This window comes from Streptomyces sp. SA15, assembly GCF_002291145.1.
In the GTDB taxonomy this organism is placed as follows: Bacteria; Actinomycetota; Actinomycetes; order Streptomycetales; family Streptomycetaceae; genus Streptomyces.
In genome coordinates this window covers 49,828-72,379 of the sequence record NZ_NTGE01000164.1, presented here as the reverse complement: position 1 = coordinate 72,379, position 22,552 = coordinate 49,828, and the positions used below count along the sequence as shown (strand labels likewise).

At 70.4% G+C, this 22,552-nt stretch carries 23 protein-coding genes and 4 pseudogenes; 13 read left to right on the top strand and 14 right to left on the bottom strand.

All coding sequences use genetic code 11. The features are described 5' to 3' along the window. Positions 1–5: 5 nt before the first annotated feature. Together CLM62_RS36510 and CLM62_RS36505 are read left to right on the top strand one after the other, a co-directional pair. Positions 6–3,290 (top strand): sarcosine oxidase subunit alpha family protein, encoded by a 3,285-nt coding sequence (locus CLM62_RS36510; protein ID WP_095754175.1) that lies wholly within the window; start codon positions 6–8, stop codon positions 3,288–3,290. Further along, positions 3,283–3,885 (top strand): sarcosine oxidase subunit gamma, encoded by a 603-nt coding sequence (locus tag CLM62_RS36505; RefSeq protein ID WP_095754174.1) that lies wholly within the window; start codon positions 3,283–3,285, stop codon positions 3,883–3,885. The genes CLM62_RS36510 and CLM62_RS36505 overlap by 8 nt, the downstream gene beginning before the upstream one ends. Before the next feature lie 61 nt (positions 3,886–3,946). Here the strand turns inward: CLM62_RS36505 and CLM62_RS36500 are convergent. The 7 genes and pseudogenes from CLM62_RS36500 to CLM62_RS50420 all read right to left on the bottom strand — a co-directional run. Beyond that, a pseudogene (locus CLM62_RS36500) lies at positions 3,947–4,485 on the bottom strand (D-inositol-3-phosphate glycosyltransferase); the annotation flags it as partial. After that, positions 4,462–4,728 (bottom strand): annotated as a pseudogene (locus tag CLM62_RS36495) (formate dehydrogenase accessory sulfurtransferase FdhD); the annotation flags it as partial. The pseudogenes CLM62_RS36495 and CLM62_RS36500, both read right to left, overlap by 24 nt. A 106-nt stretch (positions 4,729–4,834) precedes the next feature. Beyond that, positions 4,835–6,232 carry an L-serine ammonia-lyase gene (locus tag CLM62_RS36490; RefSeq protein ID WP_095754257.1) on the bottom strand — a complete coding sequence of 466 codons (1,398 nt, stop codon included), beginning with the start codon at positions 6,230–6,232 and terminating at the stop codon, positions 4,835–4,837. Between the two features lie 25 nt (positions 6,233–6,257). Beyond that, positions 6,258–7,526 (bottom strand): serine hydroxymethyltransferase, encoded by a 1,269-nt coding sequence (glyA, locus tag CLM62_RS36485; RefSeq protein WP_095754173.1) that lies wholly within the window; start codon positions 7,524–7,526, stop codon positions 6,258–6,260. A 95-nt stretch (positions 7,527–7,621) separates the two neighbouring features. Then, positions 7,622–8,494 (bottom strand): formyltetrahydrofolate deformylase, encoded by an 873-nt coding sequence (gene purU / locus CLM62_RS36480; RefSeq protein WP_095754172.1) that lies wholly within the window; start codon positions 8,492–8,494, stop codon positions 7,622–7,624. Positions 8,495–8,878: 384 nt separating this feature from the next. Next, positions 8,879–9,082 (bottom strand): annotated as a pseudogene (locus CLM62_RS36475) (response regulator transcription factor); the annotation flags it as partial. Beyond that, positions 9,031–9,222, bottom strand: coding sequence for a hypothetical protein (locus CLM62_RS50420; RefSeq protein ID WP_095754170.1), 192 nt, complete (start codon positions 9,220–9,222; stop codon positions 9,031–9,033). The gene CLM62_RS50420 and the pseudogene CLM62_RS36475, both read right to left, overlap by 52 nt. 150 nt (positions 9,223–9,372) lie before the next feature. Here CLM62_RS50420 and CLM62_RS36465 point away from each other — a divergent pair, with 150 nt between their 5' ends. The 4 genes from CLM62_RS36465 to CLM62_RS36450 all read left to right on the top strand — a co-directional run bounded on the left by CLM62_RS36465 (position 9,373) and on the right by CLM62_RS36450 (position 11,911). After that, on the top strand, positions 9,373–9,867 hold the full coding sequence (locus CLM62_RS36465; RefSeq protein ID WP_095754256.1) for a MarR family winged helix-turn-helix transcriptional regulator: 495 nt from the start codon (positions 9,373–9,375) through the stop codon (positions 9,865–9,867). 166 nt (positions 9,868–10,033) lie between these two features. Then, positions 10,034–10,642 carry a DsbA family protein gene (locus tag CLM62_RS36460; RefSeq protein WP_095754169.1) on the top strand — a complete coding sequence of 203 codons (609 nt, stop codon included), beginning with the start codon at positions 10,034–10,036 and terminating at the stop codon, positions 10,640–10,642. A 49-nt stretch (positions 10,643–10,691) separates the two neighbouring features. Then, positions 10,692–11,498 (top strand): MBL fold metallo-hydrolase, encoded by an 807-nt coding sequence (locus CLM62_RS36455; RefSeq protein ID WP_095754168.1) that lies wholly within the window; start codon positions 10,692–10,694, stop codon positions 11,496–11,498. A 2-nt stretch (positions 11,499–11,500) separates the two neighbouring features. After that, a complete protein-coding gene (locus tag CLM62_RS36450) occupies positions 11,501–11,911 on the top strand; it encodes a nuclear transport factor 2 family protein (protein ID WP_179382383.1) in 411 nt (136 codons plus the stop codon). A gap of 227 nt (positions 11,912–12,138) precedes the next feature. Here CLM62_RS36450 and CLM62_RS36445 read toward each other — a convergent pair whose 3' ends face one another. From CLM62_RS36445 to CLM62_RS36415, 6 genes are all read right to left on the bottom strand, one after another. Next, entirely contained in the window at positions 12,139–12,828 is a 690-nt protein-coding gene (locus CLM62_RS36445; protein ID WP_095754166.1) for a TetR/AcrR family transcriptional regulator, read from the bottom strand. Positions 12,829–13,442: 614 nt separating this feature from the next. Next, on the bottom strand, positions 13,443–13,877 hold the full coding sequence (locus CLM62_RS36435; RefSeq protein WP_095754165.1) for a nuclear transport factor 2 family protein: 435 nt from the start codon (positions 13,875–13,877) through the stop codon (positions 13,443–13,445). Then, the gene (locus CLM62_RS36430; protein ID WP_095754164.1) at positions 13,874–14,833 is read right to left on the bottom strand and encodes a hypothetical protein; all 960 of its coding nucleotides are present in this window, start codon (positions 14,831–14,833) and stop codon (positions 13,874–13,876) included. The genes CLM62_RS36435 and CLM62_RS36430 overlap by 4 nt, the downstream gene beginning before the upstream one ends. A gap of 241 nt (positions 14,834–15,074) precedes the next feature. Continuing rightward, positions 15,075–15,596, bottom strand: coding sequence for an LLM class flavin-dependent oxidoreductase (locus CLM62_RS36425; RefSeq protein WP_373559223.1), 522 nt, complete (start codon positions 15,594–15,596; stop codon positions 15,075–15,077). After that, positions 15,593–16,201, bottom strand: coding sequence for an NAD(P)-dependent oxidoreductase (locus tag CLM62_RS36420; protein WP_095754163.1), 609 nt, complete (start codon positions 16,199–16,201; stop codon positions 15,593–15,595). Before CLM62_RS36420 ends, CLM62_RS36425 begins: the two co-directional genes overlap by 4 nt. Positions 16,202–16,240: 39 nt before the next feature. After that, positions 16,241–16,501: a DoxX family protein gene (locus CLM62_RS36415; RefSeq protein ID WP_306457962.1), complete on the bottom strand. Its 261-nt coding sequence runs from the start codon at positions 16,499–16,501 to the stop codon at positions 16,241–16,243. Between CLM62_RS36415 and CLM62_RS36410 the strand changes: the two genes are divergently transcribed. Further along, positions 16,410–17,264: an isocitrate/isopropylmalate family dehydrogenase gene (locus CLM62_RS36410; protein ID WP_373559222.1), complete on the top strand. Its 855-nt coding sequence runs from the start codon at positions 16,410–16,412 to the stop codon at positions 17,262–17,264. The genes CLM62_RS36415 and CLM62_RS36410 overlap by 92 nt on opposite strands. On the opposite strand, the gene CLM62_RS36405 is transcribed toward CLM62_RS36410, so the two are convergent. Next, positions 17,254–17,481 (bottom strand): hypothetical protein, encoded by a 228-nt coding sequence (locus CLM62_RS36405; protein ID WP_143659209.1) that lies wholly within the window; start codon positions 17,479–17,481, stop codon positions 17,254–17,256. The genes CLM62_RS36410 and CLM62_RS36405 overlap by 11 nt on opposite strands. A gap of 38 nt (positions 17,482–17,519) precedes the next feature. Between CLM62_RS36405 and CLM62_RS36400 the strand changes: the two are divergent. The 6 genes and pseudogenes from CLM62_RS36400 to CLM62_RS36375 form a co-directional block, all read left to right on the top strand. Further along, positions 17,520–17,744, top strand: a pseudogene (locus CLM62_RS36400) (PfkB family carbohydrate kinase); the annotation flags it as partial. A gap of 153 nt (positions 17,745–17,897) precedes the next feature. Next, positions 17,898–18,422 carry an SMP-30/gluconolactonase/LRE family protein gene (locus CLM62_RS36395; RefSeq protein WP_257004291.1) on the top strand — a complete coding sequence of 175 codons (525 nt, stop codon included), beginning with the start codon at positions 17,898–17,900 and terminating at the stop codon, positions 18,420–18,422. 148 nt (positions 18,423–18,570) lie between these two features. Next, a complete protein-coding gene (locus CLM62_RS36390; RefSeq protein WP_095754254.1) occupies positions 18,571–19,170 on the top strand; it encodes a DUF998 domain-containing protein in 600 nt (199 codons plus the stop codon). Between the two features lie 287 nt (positions 19,171–19,457). Continuing rightward, positions 19,458–20,759 (top strand): extracellular solute-binding protein, encoded by a 1,302-nt coding sequence (locus CLM62_RS36385; protein ID WP_095754161.1) that lies wholly within the window; start codon positions 19,458–19,460, stop codon positions 20,757–20,759. Between the two features lie 7 nt (positions 20,760–20,766). Continuing rightward, on the top strand, positions 20,767–21,669 hold the full coding sequence (locus CLM62_RS36380) for a carbohydrate ABC transporter permease (RefSeq protein WP_095754160.1): 903 nt from the start codon (positions 20,767–20,769) through the stop codon (positions 21,667–21,669). Then, complete coding sequence (locus CLM62_RS36375) at positions 21,666–22,547, top strand: carbohydrate ABC transporter permease (protein WP_095754159.1); 882 nt, start codon at positions 21,666–21,668, stop codon at positions 22,545–22,547. The genes CLM62_RS36380 and CLM62_RS36375 overlap by 4 nt, the downstream gene beginning before the upstream one ends. Positions 22,548–22,552: the final 5 nt, after the last annotated feature.

Here is a 22,552-nt window from a genome sequence, read left to right as displayed (position 1 = left end):
GAACCATGCTGCTCATCCCCTGCCCGTGGTGCGGGCCCCGCGACGAGGCCGAGTTCCACTACGGCGGCCAGGCCCATGTGCCCTACCCCGAGGACCCGTCGGCGCTCAGCGACGAGGAGTGGGCCCGGTACCTGTTCTTCCGCGACAACCCGAAGGGCCCGTTCGCCGAGCGGTGGAGCCACGCGGCGGGCTGCCGGCGCTGGTTCAACGCGGTGCGGGACACGGCGACGAACGAGATTCTGACGGTTTATCGGGCGGGGGAGGAGCGCCCCGAAACGGTTGAGTCGCGTCCGGTGACTTCTCAGCCGAGTCCGGCAAATCCAGCCCGTCCGGCGTTTGAGGACGAGGCCCTTTCAGGGCCGACGGGGGTCCAGGGGGCGGAGCCCCCTGGCGGGGTCGAAGGGGCGGAGCCCCTTCAGGAGGGGACGGGTAGGGGCGGCGGGGGCGCTGCATCCATCAGCGGCTCCGCCGCGGGCCAGCCCTTCCGTCACCCAACCCGCGGCCGAGTCCACCGCGACACCCCGATCAGCTTCACCTTCGACGGCACCGAATACCAGGGCTACCGCGGCGACACCCTCGCCTCCGCCCTCCTCGCCAACGGCGTCATCCAGGCCGGCACCAGTATCAAGCTCGGCCGCCCCCGCGGCATCTTCTCCGCCGGCGTGGAGGAACCCAACGCGGTCATCCAGATCGAGGCTCCCTTCCCGGAGCCGATGCTGCCCGCGACGACCGTCGAGCTCTACGACGGTCTGGTAGCGAGCAGCCTCACCGGCCAGGGGCGCCTGGCGGCCGAACCGGACCCGGCTCGCTACGACGCCGTACACGCCCACTGCGATCTGCTGATCGTCGGCGCCGGCCCGGCCGGCCTCGCCGCAGCGGCCGCGGCAGCGAAGAGCGGCGCCCGTGTCATCGTCGCCGACGACCAGCCGGAACTCGGCGGCACCCTCCTCGGCACGGCCGAACTGCCCGACTGGGTCGAGGAGACCACCGCCCGGCTCGACGTCGCCCCCGAGGTACGCGTTCTCCGCCGCACCACCGTCTTCGGTCACTACGACGACAACCACCTTCTCGCCGTCGAACGCCGCACCAACCACCTCGGCGCAGGGGCCCCCGAGAACGTCTCCCGGGAACGCGTCTGGCGCATCCGTGCCCGTCGCGTCGTCCTCGCCACCGGCGCGCACGAACGTTCCCTGGCCTTCGCGGACAACGACCGCCCCGGAGTGATGCTGGCGACCTCCGCACGCACCTACGTCAACCGCTACGGCGTCCTTCCTGGCCGCCACGCGGTCGTCTTCACCACCAACGACAGCGCCTATCCAACGGCGTTGGACCTCGCCGCGGCAGGCGTGTCCGTCCAGGCCGTCGTCGACACGCGCCCCGAGCCGGGGGAATGGGCCGGGCGTGCGCGCGCGGCAGGCATCGAGGTGCTGACCGGTCATGCCGTCACCGGCACGCAGGGCGACGCGCGGATCACGGCCGTGACCGTCGCCCCGTACGGCGAGTCCGCCGGGCAGCGGGAGTTCGCCGCCGACCTGCTGCTGGTATCCGGCGGCTGGAATCCGGTGGCGCACCTGTTCAGCCAGGCGGGAGGCAAGCTGCGCCACGACGAGGAACTCGGCACCTTCGTCCCCGACACCTGTCGCCAGGCCGTCGAGGTGGCGGGCAGCGCGAGCGGTGTCTTCGACCTGGCCGGTGTCCTCGCGCAGGGCGCGGCCGCCGGCGCCCGTGCGATCGAGGCCGAGGGCTACACCCCCGAGACGCCCGGACTGCCGCAGCCGGCCGCACAGCCGTACACGCCCGCCATGCACGTCTTCACCGTCGCCGGCCGCGAAGCCGCCCCCCGTTTCGTCGACCTCCAACGCGATGTCACGGTCCACGACCTGGCCCGCGCGACCGGTGCCGGGATGCGCTCCGTCGAGCACACCAAGCGCTACACCACGGCCGGCACCGCCAACGACCAGGGCAAGACGTCCGGCGTTCTGGCCGGCGGGGTCGTAGCCGAACTGCTCGGCGTGGACGTCTCGGCGCTCGGCACGACCACGTTCCGCCCGCCCTACACCCCTGTCTCCTTCGCCGCCCTCGCGGGCCGAGACCGAGGAGCCCTGCACGACCCGATCCGGGTGACGGCCATCCACGAGTGGCATGCCGCTCACGGCGCCCTGTTCGAGAACGTCGGCCAGTGGAAGCGGCCCTGGTACTACCCGCGCGACGGCGAGGACATGGAGTCCGCGGTGCTGCGCGAATGCGCCGCCGCCCGCGAGAGCGTCGCCTTCATGGACGCCTCCACCCTCGGCAAGATCGACGTGCAGGGCCCGGACGCCGCCGTCTTCCTCGACCTGCTCTACACCAACATGATGAGCACCCTGAAGGTCGGCATGATCCGCTACGGCGTCATGTGCCGCCCCGACGGCATGGTCTTCGACGACGGCACCGTCATCCGCCTCGACCAGGACCGCTTCCTGGTCACCACCACGACCGGCAACGCGGCGGCCGTACTGGACTGGATGGAGGAGTGGCTGCAGACCGAGTGGCCCGAGCTGAAGGTCCACTGCACGTCCGTGACCGAGCAGTGGGCCACCGTCGCCCTGGTCGGCCCGAAGTCCCGTGAGGTCCTTGGCTCGCTCGCGCCCCGACTCGCTGTCGCCAACGAGGACTTCCCGTTCATGGCCTGGCGCGAGACGACCGTCGCGGGCATCGAGGCAAGGGTGTGCCGGATCAGCTTCTCCGGCGAACTGGCCTACGAGATCAACGTGTCACCGTGGCAGGCTCTCGCCCTGTGGCAGGCGCTGTACGAGGCCGGTGCACCGTACGGCATCACCCCGTACGGCACCGAGGCCATGCACGTCCTGCGGGCCGAGAAGGGCTACCCGATCATCGGCCAGGACACCGACGGCACCGTCACCCCACACGATCTCGGCATGAACTGGGTGGTGTCGAAGAAGAAGCCGGACTTCATCGGCAAGCGGTCCTACGCCCGGGCGGACACCGCCCGCCCGGACCGTAAGCACTTGGTCGGCCTGCTCCCGGAGGACCCGGGCGCCTTCCTGCCGGAGGGCACTCACCTTGTCGCCGACAGTGTGCTGCCGGCGCCGCCCGTCCCGATGCTCGGCCACGTCACCTCCAGTTACCGCAGCGCGGCCCTCGGCCGGACGTTCGCGCTCGCCCTGATCAAGGGCGGCCGGGAACGCATCGGCGAGCGGCTGTACGCCCCCGTGGGCGCCCGGCTGGTCCCGGTGACTGTCGCAAGCCCCGTCCTCTACGACCCCGAGGGAGCCCGTCGCGATGGCTGACACCGCCCTTGCCGCCCCGCCCCGCAGCCCCCTGTCGCACGCCGCCGACCGCCTGGCCGCCGCCACCCGCGCCTCCCGGGGCGCGATCCGGCTGGCCGAACTCCCCTTCCTGACCCAGGTGAACGTGCGCCTGGACACCAAGGGAGCGGCGGCGGACGCCGTCGGGCTGGCACTGGGCCTCCAACTGCCCCTCGAACCCAACACCGTCGTGCGCGCGGGGGAGTCGACCGCGCTGTGGCTCGGTCCGGACGAGTGGCTGCTCGTGAGGCCGCCGGGGACCGAGGGGGGCCTGGAGAGCCTGATCCGGGAGGCCGCGGGAGACGAGCCGGTCTCGGTCACCGACGTCTCCGCCCAGCGCACCACACTCCTCGTGACGGGTTCGCGCGCACGCGACCTGCTGGCCCACGGGTGCCCGCTGGACCTGCACCCACGGGCCTTCGAGGCCGGGCGCTGCGCCCAGACGACACTGGGCCGCACCCAGGTCGTCCTGGTCTCCCGGGACGAACCCAGGGCAGGATTCTGGGTACTGGTCCGCTCGTCATTCGCCGGCTACCTGGCGGACTGGCTGCTCGACGCGGCGACGGAATACGTCTGATCGATCTGACCCGGCTGTGTGAGCCGCTGAGCGGCTCACACAGCCTCGGTGTGCCCGGACCTCACGGAACGGGACGGAACAGCGAGCGCGCGCGCCGTCGTTGACACATCGCAGACGTGTACACGTCCACGGTCGCGGAGGCCGCCGTGTCCCAGCCGAAGGCCCGGGCGTGCACGGCGGCTGCCTCACCCATCCGGGTGGAAAGCGCCGGAACGTCGGCGAAGCGGCCCAGCATCCGTGCGTAGGCGGCCGGGTGGTGACCTGGCACGAGTATGCCGCTGACCTCCTTCCGAACGGCCACCGGCAGACCGCCCACCTCGGCCGCTTCCACGAGCTGTGCCTGTTCGACGGGCGGGCTCCGCTTGGCCCGCCCACCACCGGCACGACGAGCCGCGCGCGCAGCTGTGGCCGCTCTTGAAGGAGTCGGGCGACCGCGAGCAGCAGGACGTCCGGCGCTTTCAGGGGCTGTAGGCGCCCCGAGAACAGCGGGATCAGCGCGTCGGCCGGCAGCCCGAGGCGTACACGGGCCGCGGCTCGGCCGGCTTCGACGCCTGGGGCGTCCGGCCGGAAGCAGTCCAGGTCCACGGCGAGGGACGACGGCGCCGAGACCGCCGCCAGCACCGGGATGCCCGCCATGACCGCCTTCTGCACCAGCTCGAACGACACTCGCCCGGATACCAGCAGGACGGTCTGCGACAGGGGCAGTTCACCGGACTGGAGCGCGCGTCCGATCAGCTTGTCCACGGCGTTGTGCCTGCCGATGTCCTCACGCAGGTCCAGCAGCACGCCGTCGGGCGAGAACAGCCCGGCGGCGTGTCGACGTGCGGCTCGCCACCGGTGTGGCGGTGCCCGACATCACGCTCGAGCGGAAGGTGTACACCACCTCCTCACCCTCCCGGATCCGCAGCACGCGCCGACGTTCGGTGACTCGTCCCACGCCGGCCCCCGCTCAGCACTCGATGATGTTGACGGCGAGGCCGCCTCGGGCGGTCTCCTTGTACTTGACCGACATGTCGGCGCCGGTCTCCTTCATGGTTTTGATGACCTTGTCCAGGGAGACGTGGTGGCGGCCGTCGCCGCGCAGGGCCATGCGCGCGGCGGTGACCGCCTTCACCGCGGCCATGCCGTTGCGCTCGATGCACGGGATCTGCACCAGGCCGCCGACCGGGTCGCAGGTCAGGCCGAGGTTGTGCTCCATGCCGATCTCGGCGGCGTTCTCGACCTGCTCGGGCGAGCCGCCGAGCACCTCGGCCAGCGCGCCCGCCGCCATGGAGCAGGCGGAGCCGACCTCGCCCTGGCAGCCGACCTCGGCGCCGGAGATGGAGGCGTTCTCCTTGAAGAGCATGCCGATCGCGCCCGCGGCGAGCAGGAAGCGGACCACGCCCTCCTCGTCGGCGCCGGGCACGAAGTTGACGTAGTAGTGCAGGACCGAGGGGATGATGCCGGCCGCGCCGTTCGTGGGGGCGGTGACGACCCGGCCCCCGGCCGCGTTCTCCTCGTTGACCGCCATCGCGTAGAGCGTGATCCACTCCATGGCGAGGGCCTTCGGGTCGCCCTCGGAGCGGAGCTTGCGGGCGGTGTTCGCGGCCCGGCGGCGCACCTTCAGACCGCCCGGCAGGATGCCCTCGCGGGACATGCCGCGCGCTACGCACGCCTCCATCACCCGCCAGATCTCCAGCAGTCCGGCGCGGATCTCCTCCTCGGTGCGCCAGGCCCGCTCGTTCTCCAGCATCAGCGCGGAGATGGACAGGCCCGTCTCCCGGGCCATGCGCAGCAGCTCGTCGCCCGTGCGGAAGGGGTACTTCAGCACGGTGTCGTCGAGCTTGATGCGGTCCGCGCCGACCACGTCCTGATCAAGCACAGCCTCGTCGACGACGAAGCCGCCGCCGACCGAGTAGTAGGTCTTGCTCAGCAGCTCCGCGCCCGAGGCGTCGTACGCCCACAGGGTCATGCCGTTCGCGTGGTACGGCAGGGCCTTGCGGCGGTGCAGCACCACGTCGTCGCCCAAGTCGAAGGCGACTTCCTGGGCATCGCCGATCTCGACGCCCAACAGCCGCAGCCTTCCGGCCGACTTGATCCGCTCTACGTCATGGTCCGCCTGGACGACGTCGACGGTGTGCGGCTCGTTGCCCTCCAGCCCGAGCAGTACCGCCTTCGGGGTGCCGTGGCCGTGGCCGGTCGCGCCGAGGGAGCCGTACAACTCGGCGCGGACCGTGGCGGTCCGGTCGAGTACGCCGTCCTCCTTCAGGCGGACGACGAACATGCGTGCCGCGCGCATCGGGCCGACCGTGTGGGAGCTGGACGGGCCGATGCCGATCGAGAACAGGTCGAAGACCGAGATGGCCACGGTCACTCCTCCGTGCGGGGCGCTGTTACTTGGTCAGGCCGGGGTAGAGCGGGTGCTTGTCGGCCAGTGCCTTGACCCGGGTCTTGAGTGCCTCGGCGTCGTAGGACGGTTTCAGTGTCTCGGCGATGATGTCCGCGACCTCGGCGAAGTCCTGGGCCGTGAAGCCGCGGGTGGCCAGGGCGGGTGTGCCGATGCGCAGGCCGGAGGTCACCATCGGCGGGCGCGGGTCGTTCGGGACGGCGTTGCGGTTGACCGTGATGCCGACCTCGTGGAGGCGGTCCTCGGCCTGCCGGCCGTCCAGTTCCGACTCGCGCAGGTCGACCAGGATGAGGTGGACGTCCGTGCCGCCGGACAGGACGTTCACGCCGGCCTTGCGGGCGTCGGCGGCGGTGAGCCGCTCGGCGAGGATGCGCGCACCCTCGACCGTACGCCGCTGGCGCTCCTTGAACTCCTCGCTCGCCGCGACCTTGAAGGAGACCGCCTTGGCCGCGATCACGTGCTCCAGCGGGCCGCCCTGGAAGCCCGGGAAGACGGAGGAGTTCAGCTTCTTCGCGAAGTCCTTGCTCCGGGCGAGGATGATGCCGCCGCGCGGACCGCCCAGCGTCTTGTGGGTGGTGGAGGTCACGACGTCCGCGTGGGGCACCGGGTTCGGGTGCAGCCCGGCGGCGACCAGGCCCGCGAAGTGCGCCATGTCGACCCACAAGTACGCCCCGACTTCGTCGGCGATCCGCCGGAACTGAGCGAAGTCCAGCTGCCGCGGGTACGCCGACCATCCGGCGATGATCACCTTGGGGCGGTGCTCCTTGGCCAGCTTCTCCAGTTCGGCCATGTCGACCAGGCCGGTGGCGGTGTCCACGTGGTAGGCGACCACGTTGAACTGCATGCCGGAGAAGTTCAGCCGCATCCCGTGGGTCAGGTGGCCGCCGTGCGCCAGGTCCAGGCCGAGGATGGTGTCGCCCGGCTGGGCCAGCGCGAACAGGGCGGCTTGATTGGCGGAGGCGCCGGAGTGGGGCTGGACGTTGGCGTACTCGGCGCCGAACAGCTCCTTGAGGCGGTCCATGGCGATCTGCTCGACCACGTCGACGTGCTCGCAGCCGCCGTAGTAGCGCCGCCCCGGGTAGCCCTCGGCGTACTTGTTGGTCAGGACCGAGCCCTGGGCCTCCATCACCGCGACCGGGGCGAAGTTCTCGGAGGCGATCATCTCCAGGGTGGACTGCTGGCGTTCCAGCTCGGCGTCGAGCGCGGCGGCGACGGCCGGGTCGAGCTCGTGCAGGGACGTGTTCAGGACGGTCATCTGCGGCTTCCTCATGTTGCGGCGCAGGGCGGGCCGTACGCCTCGGTGGAGCTGTCGGGTGGCGGCTGCGGCAGCGGGGAGACGCGGGAGTGGCCTCAGCGGAAGACCACGGTGTGGTGGCCGTTGAGCAGGATGCGGCTTTCGCTGTGCCATTGCACGGCCCGTGACAGCACACGTGCCTCGACGTCCCGGCCCGTGGTGACCAGCTGGTCGGGGTCGTGGGAATGGTCCACGCGGACGACGTCCTGCTCGATGATGGGCCCCTCGTCCAGGTCGGGGGTGACGTAGTGGGCGGTGGCCCCGACCAGCTTGACCCCTCGTTGGTGGGCCTGGAGGTAGGGCCGGGCTCCCTTGAAGCTGGGGAGGAAGGAGTGGTGGATGTTGATGGCCCGGCCCTCGAACTGCTTGCACAGGTCGTCCGACAGGATCTGCATGTAGCGGGCGAGGACCACGAGGTCGATCTCGAAACGCTCCACCAGCTCCAGCAGTCGGGTCTCCGCCTCCGCCTTGGTCTGCGGTGTGACGGGGATGTGGTGGAAGGGGATGCCGTGGCTCTGTGCGAGCGGCTCGAAGTCCCGGTGGTTGGAGACGATCGCCGGTATCTCGATGTTGAGGGCGCCGGTACTCTTGCGGAACAGCAGGTCGTTCAGGCAGTGGCCGTACTTGGAGACCATGATCAGCGTGCGGGTGGGGGCGGCCGCTTCGAACAGTCGCCAGTCGATCCGGTAGGTCTCGGCCAGCGGGGCGAAACCTGCGCGCAGGCGTTCCAGTGACGTCTCCGGGTCGGAGACGTCGAAGTGCACACGCATGAAGAAGCGGTCCTGCAGGCGGTCGTCGAACTGCTGGCTCTCCAGGATGTTCCCGGAGTGCCCGACGAGGAAGCCGGTGACGGCGTGGACCAGTCCGGCCTGGTCGGGACAGGAGAGGGTGAGGACGAACTCGCGGCCGGGGCGGGGGCGAGGGGGCACAGCATCCTCCAGCGGTGCGTAATGAGCAACAAGTCGAGCGATACGCAACATAGTCCAAGGGGGAGGAGGTCCGGTCAAGGGTGTGTCTTGACAGAAATCCGCCAGCGGGCTTCCTGGGTCGTGTTGTGCGTGGAGAAATTCACAGCGCAATAAGCAACTCCTGCCCCCTTGGGGTGGGGCGGCTGCCATCCACTCCCACACGACCGCGGAGCGCCATCGATGACCCGCAAGGCTCCTTCTGAGGACCCCGGCGACGCCCGACTGAGGGTGGGCCCACCGAAGGACTACGCCGCTGGGATTCCGGCGGTCACTTCCTCACTGCACCACGCGAACGCCCAGACGGGAGTCCGTCGGAGCCTGCTCACCCTGCTCCGGGTCAACCAGAAGGAGGGTGCCGGCGGCGCCCGCACGCAGTACCCCGAACAGGTACTCGTCGAGGTCGAAGGTCGTCAGTGCCAGGACGGCCGGTGGGTCCGGGCGGCTCATGATCTGGCGGGTGGCGCTCACGCCGTCCGTGTGGGGCATCCGGATGTCCATCACCACGACGTCCGGGCGGACACGGCCGGCCATCTCCACCGCGAGACGGCCGGGCCGCCGACGGCGACCTCGGCGGCACCGATGGCCGCGCCGCCGAGGTCGCCCGCCGGCGGCAGGACGTCGACTAAGGCGTCGGCGCCGGCGCCGACGGCGTACGCCTCTGAAGGGGCGAGGTGCGGGCCGACGGCCATGGCTCGATCGCGAAGACGGCCGTGGAGGCGGCGCAGGCCCAGCACACCGCGCTGCCCGGCGAGAAGCTATGGGGCCGCTGCCGTTCACCCGGGTCGAGCGGACATGATCGGTACGGTGGTGCCGGGACGACGAGAGGGGTGGTCGCGGCTGTGGGCGAGGAAGCGGAGATCAGGACGGCGAAGGAGGCCGCCGACCACGAGCTCGTTCTGGCGTTCGGGCGGCTGCAAGGGGCGGCCAACCGGCTGGAGTACATTCTCGGCCGGGCGCTCGAGGTGGAGTGCGGGATCAGCCATCTGATGTTCGAGGTGCTGCTGATCCTCGGGCGGGCGGGCGAGCCGGGGCTCTCCATGCGGGCCATCGCCCAGGAGCAGGTCCTGACCACCGGCGGTGCCACCCGATTGGTGGACCGGATGGAGACGGCGGGTCTGGTGACGCGTGCGGAATCCCCCGACGACCGGCGCGGCAAGCTCGTGCGGCTGACCCCGCTGGGCGAGGAGACGGCCGTACGCGCTGCCCGGGTGCACCTGGAGAACATCAAGCGGTACTTCGTGGAGCCGCTCCCCGCGGCGGACCGCGAGCGGTTCGCGGAGGATCTCCGGATCCTCAGCCACACGGCGCGGGACGTGCTGCCCCGGCTGCCCTAGCCTGCGGACCGGCGGCAGCGCAGGTCTAGCGGCGCAGGTCTAATGGCATGGGCCGCGCTCGCGTGTCCCAGTTCACACAGGTCGAGAAATATCTGAGGAGTCAGTTACTGTTTGGTCAGGTGAATCGCTCGCAACCGGCGGGCGTCCCTCTCTGCCGAGGTCTTCGATGAAGCTCGTCTACGTCTTCGACGCCTACTGCGGCTGGTCGCACGGGTTCTCCGGCACCCTGCGCGAGGTCACAGACCGCCACCCCGAGCTGCCGGTCGAGGTGGTCTCCGGCGGTCTGTTCACCGGACCGCGCCGGGTGCCGATCCGCGAGTTCGGCCACGTCCGGGGCGCGAACGCCAAGATCGCCGAACTGACCGGTGCCACGTTCGGCCAGGCGTACGAGGAGTTGATCGCCGACGGCTCGTTCGTGATGGACTCCGAGGCCGCCGCCCGTGGCGTCGCGGCCCTGCGCCAGGTCGCCCCCGACCGCGCAGCGGAATTGGCCGCGGTCCTGCAGCACGCCTTCTACGTCGACGGACGGAGCCTGTCCGACGCGGCCACCTACCGGTGGATCGCCCAGGCGGCCGGGCTCGACGCGGATGCCGTCGTCGCCGCCTTCGAAGCACCCGAGGCGCAGACCGTGGCCCGCGCCGAATTCCGTCGCGCGGCCGAACTCGGGGTCACCGGGTTCCCCACTCTGCTGGCCGTCGACGGCGACTCCGTCACCCCGCTGGCATACGGTCACGCCACCGCCGAAGAGGTCGACGAACGCCTCGCCGCTCACTGAGCTTCCCCCCTCCCCACCCATCCCCATCCCTTGCACGAAGGAGTCATCAATGAGCACGCTTTCCTTCAAGGTCCTCGACCTCGACTTCCCGGCCGGCAGCAAGAACAAGACCGCCACCCTCGTCACCGGCGAGCACGAGGCCCTGCTGGTCGACGCCGCCTTCACCCGCGCCGACGGCCACCGCCTCGCCGCCGAGATCCTCGACTCCGGCAAGAAGCTGACCACCGTGTTCGTCAGCCACGCCGACCCGGACTTCTACTTCGGCGCCGAGGTGATCGCCGACGCCTTCCCCGAGGCGGAGTTCGTCGCCACCCCGATCGTCATCGAGCACATCCAGCACTCCTACGAGGGCAAGCTCAAGGCGTGGGCCGCGCTCGGCCCTAACCTGCCCACCCGCCTGGTCGACCTCACCCCGCTGACCGGGGATCTCACCCTCGAAGGCCACCGCTTCGAGCTCAAGGGCGGCCCGGCCGCGCTGCCCGACCGCCACTACCTGTGGCAGGCCGAGCACCGCGCCCTCCTCGGCGGCGTGCTGCTCTTCCAGCAGGAGCACGTCTGGGTCGCCGACACCCCCACCCCCGGCGACCGCTCCGCCTGGATCGACCTCCTGGACGAGATGGCCGCCCTCGACCCGCAGCTGGTCGTCCCCGGCCACCGCCTGCCCGACACCGCCGCCGACGCCTCCGCCATCACCGCCACCCGCGACTACCTGCTCGCCTTCGAGGAGGAGTTCGGCAAGGCGGCCGACGGCGCCGCGCTGACCGAGGCGCTGGTCAAGCGCTACCCCGACAACGGCATGCTGATCGCCGCCCAGATCGGCGCCAAGGTCGCCAAGGGCGAAATGAAGTGGGGCTGACCATGAGCGAGTTCGCCACCTCCACCGCTCCCGCCGACGTCGTACGCCGCCAGTACCTGGCCTCCGCGGCCGGTGACCTGACAGCCCTGCGGGCCACCCTCGCCCCCGACGTGGAGTGGACCGAGATGGCCGGCTTCCCCCTCGCCGGCACCTACCGCACCCCCGACGGGGTCACCGCCAACGTGATGGAGAAGCTCGGCCAGGACTGGGACGGCTGGGCCGCCCACGACGACACCTACGTCGTCGACGGCGAGAACGTCGTCGTCCTCGCCCGCTACACCGCCGTCAACAAGGCCACCGGCAAGCCGCTCGCCGTCCGCGTCGCCCACCATTTCGTCGTACGCGGCGGATTCATCGTCCGCTTCGAACAGTTCGTCGACACCGCCCTCGTCCGCGAGGCAATGGCCGACTGACGCGTTCCGTAGCACCGCAAGGCAGGAGATCCGCATGTCGGCTGTTCGGCGAGGACCGAGCCGGTGAGCCAGCACCCTCCTTGCCGTCATCGGCACCTCTCGTCAGGCCATGGTCGTCTCCGCACCCAAATCGCCATCGCCTGCGCACGGGCGGAGCAGGGCGGTCCCTCGCTGTCGGTAGACGTCCGCCGCCGCGCGAACGCGTACCGCGGGCCAAGGCCGCCGACCTAGGCGGCGCCCGAGCCCGTTCGTGTGAGGCGGACCATGGCGCGGTAGAGGGCAGTGGGTTTCGGGGCTTCGGGCAGTTCGGGGATCGGTGCGCCGGGGGAGGCGTAGGAGCGGAGTATGTGGCCCACGAGGCGGCGCCAGGTGTCGGGGGCGTCATCGCCGGTGGCGGCGATGACGCCGGCGTTGGCCATTTGCAGGATGACGAGGTCCTCGGGGACGAAGTCCTCGCGGAGGTGTCCGGTGTTCTTGGCGTGGGCGATGAGTTCGAGGAAGCCGTTGTACGACTCGGTGCGGCGGGCTTCCAGGGCCTTGGCTGTGGGGAAGGTCATGGTCAGGACGTCGGCGAAGCCGCGGTCGGCGGCCTGCATGGCGCAGACGGCGTGGATGTAGCCGGTGAAGCCGTGCCAGGGGTCGGGGTCGGCCAGTGCCTCGGTGACGGCGGCGGCGTAGGCGTCCATGCGGTCGGCGAAGACCGCGTTGATCAGCTCCTCCCGGGTGGCGAAGCGCCGGGAGAGGGTGGCTTTGCCGACGCCGGCCTCGCGGGCGACGGATGCCATGGAGACGCCGAGCCCTTCGGTGGCGTAGAGGCGGCGGGCGGCGGCCAGGATGCGGTCGCGGTTGCGCTCGGCGTCGGCGCGCAGTCCCGTGCCGGGCTGCTGGTCCGGAGTCTGGTCGGAAGGTGCGGTCATGCACCCACTCTACCTAACTGGAACGGGTGGACCGTTTCCACTGCACGCCGGGCCCAGGAAAAACAGGAAGGTCGTTCCACTGAGCGCTGTTCAGTTGGCCGACGGTGTGACAGCCCGTCGAACCTGGCGGGACTGGGTTGGGCTCTACGGCAGCGACGAGAAGGTCGTCATCCGACTGACCGACGACGCTGATGGGAGCGAGCGCCTGCTCGTGGCGTGGGGGTAGGGACGCCTCGTCGCGACGGATTCGGACGGCGGTCACCGGTCCGAGAGCTGGTGGGTCCGCATGTCCTCCGCTGAACCACCACCTCTTGAGGTCCGCGTGATTCTGCCCGATGGGCAGGCCTTGTCTGGGGTAAGAGGTGTGACGTGAGGCGGAGTTCGATGACTCGGTGCAGCTCAGCGCCGGTGTCGTTGACGATATCCGGCACAACGGTGTGGCGTCATCGCCGAACTCACCTGAGCAGGCGGCGCGAGGTGTCAGTCGCGGCGTCGCGTGTGGAGGCGATGACGTCGGCGTGCGGTCGCGGCTCTTCGTCGACGGGCGGATGCTCGTCGGCGGGAACGGCCATGGCGGTTCCCACCGACGAGACACCACGACACCGTGGGGGTGATCAGGCGGGGGCCGGGGCGAGGATCGTGTGCGCTGTGCGGTGGGTGATCTTCCAGTGCGCGTTGTCGAGCCGGTAGTGGTCGTTCAGTTCGACGATCTGTCCGGCGTTCGCGGCCGGATAGAGGGCGGGGCCGTCGCCTACGGGCGTGGGTCCGCCGTAGGCGAGCAGGGAGACGGTGCCCTGGGCGCTCCCGTCCCCGACGGTGTGGAAGATCTGGCTGGTGACGAGGTGGCGGATCGTCGTCTCGGGTCCGGGACGGGCGTTGAGCAAGTCCCGGATCTCCGCGTGGCCGCGCAGCTTGCGTCCATGGACCTCGTACAGGGCGTCCGGGGCGAAGAGTGCGAGCAGCTCGTCGTACTCGCGACGGTCGTAGTGGTGGAAGAAGACCATGTTGAGCCGGGCCAGCGACCAGGCCGTGGCCTCCTCGGCGGTCATGCCGTCTCCTCCTTCGAGGTGATGGTGTCCGGGCTGGTGCGGGTCTTGAGGACGAAGTCGAACTCCATGGTCCGGTAGGGGCCCTGGAAGCCGTGTGCGGCGATGTCCTCGGGGTCCTCATGCAGGGTGGTGTCCGCCTGCAGGGCGGGGTGGGCGATCTTCGCGCCGACGAAGTCGACGGGGATGACGGGGTCTCCCGTGAAGTAGATCTCGCCGAACCAGGGGCGGATCAGGTCGGGGTGGTGGACCTCGTAGTGGATGTGGGCCGGGCGGTAGAGGCTGCGGCCGAGGGCCGCGGTGGCCTCGACGGCCTTGTCGATGGCCATGACGTGGGCGTCGGCGTAGGCGACGGGGGTGATGGTGGTGTAGGTGTAGCGGCCGTCGGCGTCGGTGAACAGGTGCCCGCGCAGGTTGTACCTGGGCACTCCGTCGTCGTACAGCCCGGCGTAGTCGCCGTTGTTGGCCGCGTGGTAGATGTCCAGCTTGGCGTCGGCGAGCGGCTGACCGTGGCCGTCCAGAACGCGGCCGGACACGACCAGCGGGACGCCGGGCTCGTCCGGCCGCATCGGAAGGGTGCCGGGGTTGTCGATGCGCGGGGAGCCGGGGATGAAGGTGGGGCTGGTGACGTCGTCGGAGGGGGTGTAGCCGTCCTGGCCGCCCTGGAAGAGCTCGCTGTACAGGGGCATGGCGACCAGCGCCAGCGGGGCGCCGGTGGCCGTCTGCATCTGCTGCAGCAGGTCGGTGACGGCGTTGAGGTCGTCGAAGGTCAGTCCTTCTTCGTCGCGGAGGCGGGCCAGGGCGTCCTTGAACGCCTCGACGAGACGTACCGCGCGGGGGTTGATCAGCGCCGGGACGGATCGGTGGTCGTGGTCATTCCGGTCTACTCCTTCAAGGTGGGGGGATCGCTGAGGGCGGGCATCAGTCGCCCGGGGTGTGCGGAAGGATCGGAGGGGCACGGGTGCGGAAGCGGGTGGGGACGGTCTTCACGCCGCGGTCACTTCGGGAGGCAGGGCAGGGTGCCTGCGGATGGCGGGGGCGACTTCGGCTGCGAGGAGTCCGGCGGATCGGTTGGCGGTCGGCCGGCGGCCCACCCCTGGGCCCGCAGACACTCACCCACTGGTCGGGGGCACGCCGAGGCGGCCGTATGGCAGAGATCGCAAGGCGGCAGGCGGCCTCCGTGGCGGGGACGGCTCCAGCTCATGGCCACGCCAGTTCGGCGCGGATCTGGGGGAGCACCTTGGTGCCGAGGAGTTCGATGGCGTGCAGGAAGTCGCGCTGGGGCATGCCGCCGACGTCCATCTGGAGGATCTGGCGGGTGTGGCCGAACAGTCCGTGCAGGTGGAGGATGCGGTCGGTGATCTCGTCGGGACTGCCGACGAAGACCATGCCGTCGGGGCCGTACTGCGCGGCGCGGTCGGCGGGGGAGGGGGCGGGGCGGCCCAGTTCGGCCAGGCCCTCGGCCATCATGCGGTGCTCGTGCTCCAGGTAGGTCGACCGGGCCTGGGCGTCGGACTCGGCGACGAACCCGTGCACGGCGACCGCGATGTCGGCCTGCTCGGCGGGGTGGCCGGCCTCGTCCCAGGCGGCGCGGTAGGCGTGTCCGTAGCGCGCCCAGTGCTCGGGGGTGCCGCCGAGGATGCCGAGGAACATCGGCAGCCCCAACTCGACGGCGCGGGACACCGAATCCGGGCTGCCCCCGGTGCCCAGCCAGATCTTCAGCGGCTGCTCGGGACGGGGGAGACGAGGAACGCGGCGATGTCGGCGCGGCTCATGGCGGATGCGACCTTGTCGTGGCCGAGGAAGCCGGATCGGATACGGCCGCTGGCGGGCTTGTCCGTCGGGTTGGTGATGCGGGCGATGGTGTAGTCGAGACCCGAGTCGGTGACGGCCTCGGTCATGCCCTTCAACTCGGCCAGCGCGTTGGGGAACATCAGCCCGGCCATGACGGGCAGCACCTTGTGTTTCCAGTGCGGCTTGTCCTGCGGATCGGCCAGTGAGGGCGTGGCCAGGCCGATGAAGCGGGCCACCTTCTGGGCCTCCATGGCCTGCACGATGGTGCGGGTGCCGTCGGTCACCTGGGTGCCGGTCGTGGACCGTTTCAGGGAGGGGCCGAGCGCGCTGATCACCGCGTCCGCGCCGCTGAGGGCCTGCTCGATGGAGTCGCGGTCGGACAACTGCCCGGTGACGACCGTGAGATGGGAGTGGATGAGGGCGAGCTTGGCGGGAGCGCGGACCAGGGCGGTGACCTGGTGGCCGCCGTCCAGGAGCTGCTGGACGACAAGTCGGCCGATGGCGCCGCTCGCGCCGAAGACGGTGACACGCATCAGGGGTGCTTCCTCGCGGTGGCGGTCAAGAGGGTGGGGTCAGAAGCTGTAGGGGCCGAAGCGGCCCCAGGCCACCAGGGCGGCCAGGATCAGCAGGACGGCGTTGAAGGCGATGGCGCCGGGTTCCTTGCGGCGGGCGTGGGTGATCGCGGCCAGCACCATCACCACGACCAGGCCGGTCGCGGCGAGCGGAGTCAGTACGGGGGCGATGTCGGTGGCCGGCTGGCCGACCGTTCCCGACCACGTCAGCCAGTGGGGCCTGCGCCTGAAGATCTGCCAGAACTTCGACCAGTGGGCCAACGTCCGCCCCGTGCACTTCCTGCCCGGCGTGCAGAGCCCCCTGCGCAAGGCCGACGACACCGAGCTGGACTGGGTCGTCGTCCGCGAGAACAGCGAGGGCGAGTACGCGGGCCTCGGCGGCCGCAACCTCTCCGGCCGCGGACCCGGCGGCGAAGTCGCCGTCCAGTCGGCCCTGTTCACCGAGGTGGGCTGCGAACGCATCATGCGCTTCGCCTTCGACCTGGCCCGCACGAGGGCGCACAAGAAGGTCTCCTCCGTCACCAAGAGCAACGCCCAGCAGTACGGCATGGTCCTGTGGGACGACGTCTTCCAGCGCGTCGCCGCCGACTACCCGGACGTCGAGACGGAGAGCGTGCTCGTGGACGCCATGTCCGCGAAGTTCGTCCTGCGCCCCGAGGACTTGTCGGTGGTTGTGGCCTCCAACCTGAACGCCGACATCCTCTCCGACCTCGGCAGCGCCCTGGCGGGCAGCCTGGGCCTGGCCGCCAGCGCCAACCTCAACCCCGAGCGCCGCTTCCCCAGCATGTTCGAGCCGGTCCACGGCTCCGCCCCGGACATCGCCGGCCAGGGCCTGGCCAACCCCATCGGCGCGGTCGGCAGCGCCGCGCTGATGCTGGACCACTTCGGACTGCCCGACCAGGCGGCCCGACTGCACAAGGCCATCGAGGCCACGACCGCCGCGGGCATCCTCACCCGCGACGTCGGCGGCACGGCCACGACCGAGGACGTGACCAAGGCCCTGATCGACACGCTCAACGCCTGACGGTCTGAAGGCGAGCCTTGAACGTCACCGTGCGTTCCATGAACGCCGTGTCCTTGGTGGCGAGCACGAACGTCGCCTGGTCGCAGCTCGCAGCTTCGGCGCCGGTCTCTGCTCCGCCGCGCGAGGCCAGTCCCGCGCTCCACTCGCCGGGTGCCGGCTGCGACTCGTCGTCCGCGCAAGCGAAGGCGGGATCGGCCACCCCGGCCGGCGGGTCCATGGGGACGGGGGACGGTATGGGGGCGCGCCCACGGCGCGCTGCGGCTCGGAGGCGGTCTCGGCCTGTCCGTGGCGGGAGCCGGGTCCAACGTCGCGATCGGTCTCGCCCGGCTCGGGCACCGGGTGCGCTGGGCCGGCCGGGTCGGTGCGGACGAGCTCGGCGCGCTGGTGCTGCGCACACTCCGCGCCGAGGGCATCGACACCGGCCAGGCGGTCACCGACGACACCGGCCGGCCCACGGGACTGCTGCTGACCGAACCCCGCCGGGCTCCTGGATCGCCGCCGCAGGCACCGGGATCGCTGTGCTCGCTGCCGACGGCGCACTGGAATGGCTGGATCGCCCCGAGGACCGCACCCCGCTGCCCAGCCGGATGAACGACGGCGTCGCCGACCCCGTCGGCCGCTTCTGCCGGCAGCATGGCCTACGACGGCGCCCCCGGCGCGGGCTCGCTCTACCGTACGGACGCCGACGGCACGGTCGTACGCGTCCTCGACGGGCTGACCATCGTCAACGGGCCGGCGTTCACCGCCGACGGCACGACCATGTACCTCGCCGACACGGCCGCCGGCACCATCCTCCGCTGCCGGGTCGACCTCGTCTCGGGTGACCTCTCCGGCGGCCCGGAGACCTTCGCCCAACTGCGCGACGGTGAAGGCAGCCCCGACGGAATGACCGTCGACGACGAGGGCTGCCTGTGGGTCGCGATGTGGGGCGCCGGAGCGGTCCGCCGGTACCACCCCGACGGCCGCCTGCTCCACACCCTGACCGTGCCCGCCCCGCACCCCACCTCGGTGTGCCTGCACCCCAACGACAACCGCCTCTTCGTCACCACGGCCAGGCACGGGGTGAAGAACCCGACAGCGGCCTCCGGCGCGGTGCTCACCATCCCCGTACCCGTCAGGGGAACGGCAGCCCGCTCCTGGCGCCGAGGCCGTGGCTGAAACCCGGTGCGGCCGGTGAGGGCACGGGCCGTAGCGGCGCTCTGGTCGGCTGCCCACCCCGACCCGGTGCGGCCAGCCGCGTGAAGAATGCCCGCCCTGTGGGGATATCAGAAGAACTCTGATGGGTCTGGATGTTTACGGTGCTCTGATGCGATTTGTGCCCAGGTGGGCCTTGCTCTCGTCGGGGTGTGCGCCTGTCTTGTTGGCCGGAGGCTGGGTGATCGCGGGGTTGCTCGAGGGGCCCGCCTACGACCCCGCTGCTCAGACGATCAGCGTGCTGGCGGCTGACGGCGCTGCCGGGTCCTGGGTGATGACCGGAGCGCTGGTCGCCCTGGGCGCCTGTCACCTGCTCACCGCTTGGGGGCTGCGCGCTGCCGCACTCGCCGGACGTGTGGCGCTGGGTGGCGGTGGCGTGTCGGCGTTCGTGGTGGCACTGTTTCCGGCACCGAGCAGCGGTGGCTCCCTGCATCACGGTTCCGTTGCCGCGGTCGGGTTCACTCTCCTGGCCGTATGGCCGGTTCTGGCCGCCGATCGCGGCGGAGCCCCACCGTGGGGGCTGCGGCCCGCGCCCTCCATCATGGCGACCGCTCTGATGTGCGTCGGTGCGGCATGGTTCTTGATCGAAATGCAGGGTCACGGTGCCATTGGTGTCGCTGAACGCGTGGTGACGTCCCTTCAGTCCCTGTGGCCCTTTCTGGTCGTCGCCTCTTGTCTCCGCCACCCTGACCAGGACGAATCCGTCACTTGACCGGTGCCGCCGACGTCCCGAATCCCCATAAAACGTTTTCGCTACAAGTTCCGAAATTATTCGTGATGGCTCCGCCACGTGGCCGAAATGCGTCCCTCATAGCTTCGCCATCGGGTCCCTCGGACCGAAAAAGCTACTTCCCCCAGAAATCCCCCAACTCGGATCCCCCAACTCGGATCCCCCACGCAGATCCACCACGCGCAGATCCACCACGCGCAGATCCCCCACTCAAATCCCTATTGAGATCCCCCACTGTTCTCAGCGCCTCCATGAGACAGGAGCCCAAGATGCCCAATCTCTCCCGACGCGGTGCCCTGAAACTGACCGCCGGGCTGGCCGTCCTCGGCACCCTCGGCCTGACGGGCTGTGGGCGCGAGGACGACACCGCCGCCGCGAAGGCCTCCGCCGAGCCCGTCGGCGACTCGCCGGCCACCGGCACCGTCGACGTCTGGGCCGCCCAGGGCGACGCCGACGTGCTCGAGCAGGTCATCAAGCCCTTCAGGACCGCCAACCCCGACGCCACCGTGAAGTTCACGCTGATCCCAAACGCCGATTACTACACCAAGCTGCAGTCGGCGATCGCGGCGGGCAAGGGGCCCGATGTCGCCCAGTTCTTCCCCGAGTCGCAGGCGCAGTTCCTCGACGCGTCGATCCTCCGGCCCGTCCCGGACGGACTCGTCGACCCGAACAGTTTCTTCGACAGTCTCTGGGACGCGGGCGTGGTCGACGACGTGGCCTACACGGTGCCCTGGTACGCCTACACGTACGCGCTCGTCTACCGCTCCGACCTGGCCAAGAAGGCCGGCGTCGAGGCGCCGACCACGTGGGACGAGATGGTGCCCTTCTTCAAGGCCCTCCAGGGCGCCGGTGCGCGGCGCGGCCTGGGAGCCGACAACGGGTGGGACATCTTCAACGGCCAGGACGTCGCGATGTACGCCTGGCAGGCCGGCGGCTCGCTGCTCACGGCCGACGGGAAGTGGACACTCGACACCCCGGCGATGGTCGACGCGCTGAAGTACAACGCGTCGTTCTTCACCTCGGGCTCCGCCGACACCGCCACACCCACCTTCCTCGACGCACAGCCGTACTTCGTCAGCGGGAAGACCGCCACGATGATCACCGGCCCGTGGGTCGTCGGCCAGCTCGACACCGCCGCGAAGAAGGACGGCTGGACCGCGTCCCACGTCGCCACCGCACCCCTGCCGGCCGGATCGTCGGGCAGTGTCTCCTTCTCCGCCGGCGGCAGCTGGGGCGTGCTCGCGGGCAGCGGCAACGCGGACGCGTCGTGGAAGCTGGTCCGGTACATATCGCAGCCCAGCACCCAGGTGGCGCAGTACAAGGCGTACAGCTCGCTGCCCGCTGCGATCTCCGCCTGGGACGACCCCGCCATCAAGGACCAGCCGCTCCTCGCCGCCTTCCTCACCCAGCTGAAGAACACCCGGGCGTTCCCGCAGGTCAGCACCTGGCAGCAGGTCGCGACCCGGATCGGCAAGGAGATGGAGGCCGTGGCCAAGGGCACGGCGACCGCGGAGAAGGCCGCCGCGAACATCCAGTCGTACGCCGAGAGCCTCGGCACGGGTGCGAAGTGAGCCGCCCATGACCATCACCCCTGTCGTGGGCACCCGGCGGCGCACCCGTCGTACGGCCGTCGCCTGGCTGTTCCTCACGCCGTTCGCCCTGGTGTTCCTTCTCTACACGGCGATCCCCACCGTCGCCGCGCTCGGCTTCAGCCTCACCGACCTGCGGGGCACGGACCTCAGGCATCCACTCGCGGTCGACTTCACGGGCTTGGACAACTTCGTCCGGCTGCTGAAGGACCAGAGCTTCCTGCGCGACATCCTGAACACCGCCCTGTTCGTGGCGGTCGGCGTGCCGCTGACCATGGTGATCGGCTTCGCACTGGCCGTCGCGCTGAACTCCGGCATCCGCCGCCTGCGCGGCACGTTCCGCACGCTGTTCTTCGCGCCGGTCGTCACCAACGTGGTGGCGGTCGCCCTGATCTGGCAGTACGCCTTCTACGCCGACGGCACCGTCAACAAGGCGCTCGGCGCCGTCGGCCTCGCCGGACCGAACTGGCTGGACGACCCCAACCTCGCCATGCCCGTGGTCATCCTCCTCGGCGTCTGGCGCAACTTCGGCATCGCGATGGTGCTCTTCCTCGCCGGCCTGCAGGCGATCCCGGACGACGTGTACGAGGCCGCGTCCCTCGACGGGGCGGGACGGTGGCGGCAGCTGAGGCACATCACCCTGCCGCTGCTGCTGCCGACCACCCTGATGGTGTCGGTGCTGCTGACCGTCTTCTACCTCCAGGTCTTCGACGAGCCCTACCTGCTCACGGACGGCGGCCCGCTCGGCTCCACCGAGTCCGTGGCGCTGTACACCTACCACCAGTTCGGGGCCGGCGAGTTCGGGATGTCCTCGGCCGCGTCCTTCGTGATGCTCGTCCTGGTGGCCCTGGTGAGTCTTGTCCAGTTCCGACTGCTGAGGTCCCGCGTATGACCGCCGTCGCCGCGTTGCGGAACGCCGAAACCGTCACCGACCGGGTCGCCCCGCGCCGCCGGTCCGTGGCCCAACCACTGTTGTACGGCGCGCTGGTGCTGTGCGCGCTGCTCACGATGCTGCCGTTCTTCTGGGTGATCAGCGGCTCGCTGCGAAGCCTCGACGAGATCCGCTCCGACCCCGGCGCCTGGCTCCCGCACGACGTCACCTTCGACAACTTCCTGCGGCTGTTCCGAACCGAGGGTTTCGACCAGTTCGTCGTCAACAGCGTCGTGGTCGCGGTCATCGTCGTGGCCGGCAACATCGTCGCGGCGTCGGCCGCCGGGTACGCGCTCGCGAAACTCGACTTCGCCGGCAAGAGGCTCGCGTTCGGCGCGGTCATGGCGGCGATGATGGTGCCGTTCACCGCGGTGTTCGTCACGCAGTTCGTGATCACCGTCGATCTCGGCCTGGCGGACACCCTCACCGGGATCGCCCTGCCCGGCGTGGCGATGCCGCTGTCCGTCTTCATCATGCGGCAGTACGCGATGTCGATCCCCGACGAACTCCTCGAAGCGGCCCGGATCGACGGCGCGGGCGAGTTCCGGATCTTCTTCCGGATCTTCCTCCCGCTGGCCGGCCCCGCCGTCGCGACGATCACGATCATGTCGTTCCTCGCCTCGTGGAACAACTTCATCTGGCCGCTCATCGTCGCCCAGAGCATGTCCACCTACACGCTGCCGGTGGGCCTGGCCGCCACCAGCCAGGCGGCCGCCAACGTCAGGGACTACGGCCTGATGCTGGCCGGTGCGATCGTCGTGATGCTGCCGGTGCTGCTGCTCTTCCTTTTCCTGCAGCGCTACTTCGTGCAGGGCATCTCCGGAACGGGAATGCGGTGAGCGTG